General features: G+C 46.3%; 1 protein-coding gene. It reads left to right on the top strand.

Features of this window, described 5'->3' with window-relative positions:
• Positions 1-357: 357 nt before the first annotated feature.
• Positions 358-2,187, top strand: coding sequence for a peroxidase family protein (locus tag F6K37_RS38735; RefSeq protein WP_287256495.1), 1,830 nt, complete (start codon positions 358-360; stop codon positions 2,185-2,187).
• Positions 2,188-2,307 lie beyond the last annotated feature (120 nt).

Below are 2,307 nucleotides of genomic sequence, written 5' to 3'. Positions count from 1 at the left end.
CGCTTGCCACACCCCCTTTATAAAAAATCGACCAAATCCTTTTATTCGAGGAATCTATAGCTGTTTGGATAAGGGGGGTATGGGAACAGGATTTGGTATAAATTATGTAGCCAAAAGAAATACGTAATCGTTATTATAGCCCGTGTTAAAAATTATTTACTGGCGATAAATGAGGGACTTACGTGAAGACTTACTTTAGACGAAAACCTGTGAATCTTGGGGATAACTAAAGTAAATTACCAGCCTTTACCAAACCATGTAGCTACTTTCCAAACACCTTATTAGAAGAGATAGAGTATTTTACTGCATCTACCACATTAGCGGTTGGGATGCAATCTTGACCTAAGTACTAACCTGATGAAAAATCACTTATCTAACTTGGAAGTGGTTAGAAACTTCAAGCCTCGTAAGCTTGGTTTAGCAATAACCACTTTCGCTGCCCTAGGATTTTCCATGTCTGTGCCTGCTGCTGCAGGAGAATATCGTACCATTAACGGATTTGGTAACAACCTAAATGATCCAACATTGGGTGAAGCCGAAACACCACTACTTCGGCTCCTGACTCCTGCTTACGAGGATGGCTTTAACGCACCAAGAATAACCGGTAGCACCGGCAATCTTTTGCCTAACCCCCGTGACATTAGCAATACCATTGTGCCCCAGAAGGAATTAGTACCTAATTTTCTCAATGCTAGTGACTGGATCTGGCAGTGGGGGCAGTTCATAGATCACGATTTGGATCTCAATGAGGGAGGGTTAGATCGGCCACGAGAGGATTTCACCCCCATCCCAATTAACCCTATTGACATTGCCACTGGTCTTCGAGATCCACTCGCGCCATCTATACCCTTGATCAGGGTTCCTGCAGCTCCAGGCACTGGCACTGGACCTGGCAATCCGCGCCAGCAGATCAACCAGCTGACTTCTTTTATTGATGGTTCACAGGTATACGGATCTGATCCAGTGCGCGCGGAATTTTTGCGTACTAATGATGGTAGTGGAAAGCTCAAGAGCCAAAGTATCAATGGCCAAGAGCTACTACCTTTCAACACTGGCGGATTTCCTAATGCCAACACTACTCCCCCTATATCAGGAGAAGAGTTGTTCATCGCTGGCGATGTTCGTGCCAACGAACAAATTGGCTTAACCGCAGTTCACACTTTGTTCGTACGGGAGCACAATCGTCTGGCTGAAGAACTTACTGAAAAAATTGACGCTGGCGACCCGGTCATTTTGGAGAAGTTACATCAGTCAGGACTTGATAAAGGCGACTTTATCTACGAATCAGTTCGTAAGGTGGTCGGTGCTCAGATTCAGGTAATCACATACAATGAATTCCTACCGCTTTTCATTGGCGATAGCCTTTTGGAGGATTACTCTGGCTACGATCCCACAGTTGACCCACGTATCAGTGTGGAATTTGCCAATGCTAACTTCCGGGTTGGGCACACTCTTCTCTCCGAAGAGCTTCAGCGCATTAACAATAACGGCACTTCCCTCGGAAGTATCTCCCTTGCCGATGCCTTCTTCAATCCCCAAGAAGTGATTGATAACGGCGTCGATTCACTGTTTTTGGGTTTAGCTTCCCAGGTGGCTCAAGAGGTTGACAATCAGTTAGTGGACGGGGTGCGGAACTTCCTTGCCCCGATTGCCACCGGTGGCTTTGACCTGGCTTCAATCAATATTGCGCGGGCAAGGGAAGTTGGTCTTCCCGGTTACAATCAGGCTCGTGTGGAACTCGGTCTGGATCCGGTCACTGGCTTCTTGACCACCGATACCGAACTTGGCATTACTTCTAACCCAGAAGTAGCAGCTCTATTTGAAAAAATCTACAAGTCTGTAGAGGATGTGGATTTCTGGATTGGAGGAATATCTGAGGACTCCTTCAACGGTGGCTTGGTCGGTGAACTATTCAATACGGTCATCTCAGACCAGTTCAGGCGGGCACGGGATGGTGACCGGTTCTTTTTCCTCAACGATCTCGATCATCTGCTGGCCTTGGCTCCAGATCTAGAAAGCACTCGCCTCTCGGACATTATTCGTCGGAACTCAACGATTAGCAACATCCAGGATAATGCTTTTGTTGTCCCAGAAGATGTGCCGGAACCTAGCAGCATCCTTGGCTTAGTTACACTTCTAGGTTTAGCAGCTATAGCGCAGCGCTATAACTTTCCACCAAAGCCATAACCCTGTACAATAATTCCATGGGTTCTATCGGTTTATATAAGTAATCATCCACTACCTCCATCATCTCTTGTTGCTCTACCTTTGGCACAGTCGGAATCGTTAAAGCCAGAATTTTTACCC

The sequence above is a fragment of the Moorena sp. SIO4E2 genome, from assembly GCF_010671945.1.
Classification (GTDB): Bacteria; Cyanobacteriota; Cyanobacteriia; order Cyanobacteriales; family Coleofasciculaceae; genus Moorena; species Moorena producens.
Note: the sequence above shows the minus strand (reverse complement) of the source record. Positions and strands in the feature narration are given on the sequence as shown.

Bases quoted from the DNA above. Each gene is read 5' to 3' on its own strand.
- F6K37_RS38735 (WP_287256495.1), top strand. From the start codon at position 358: ATGAAAAATCACTTATCTAACTTGGAAGTGGTTAGAAACTTCAAGCCT.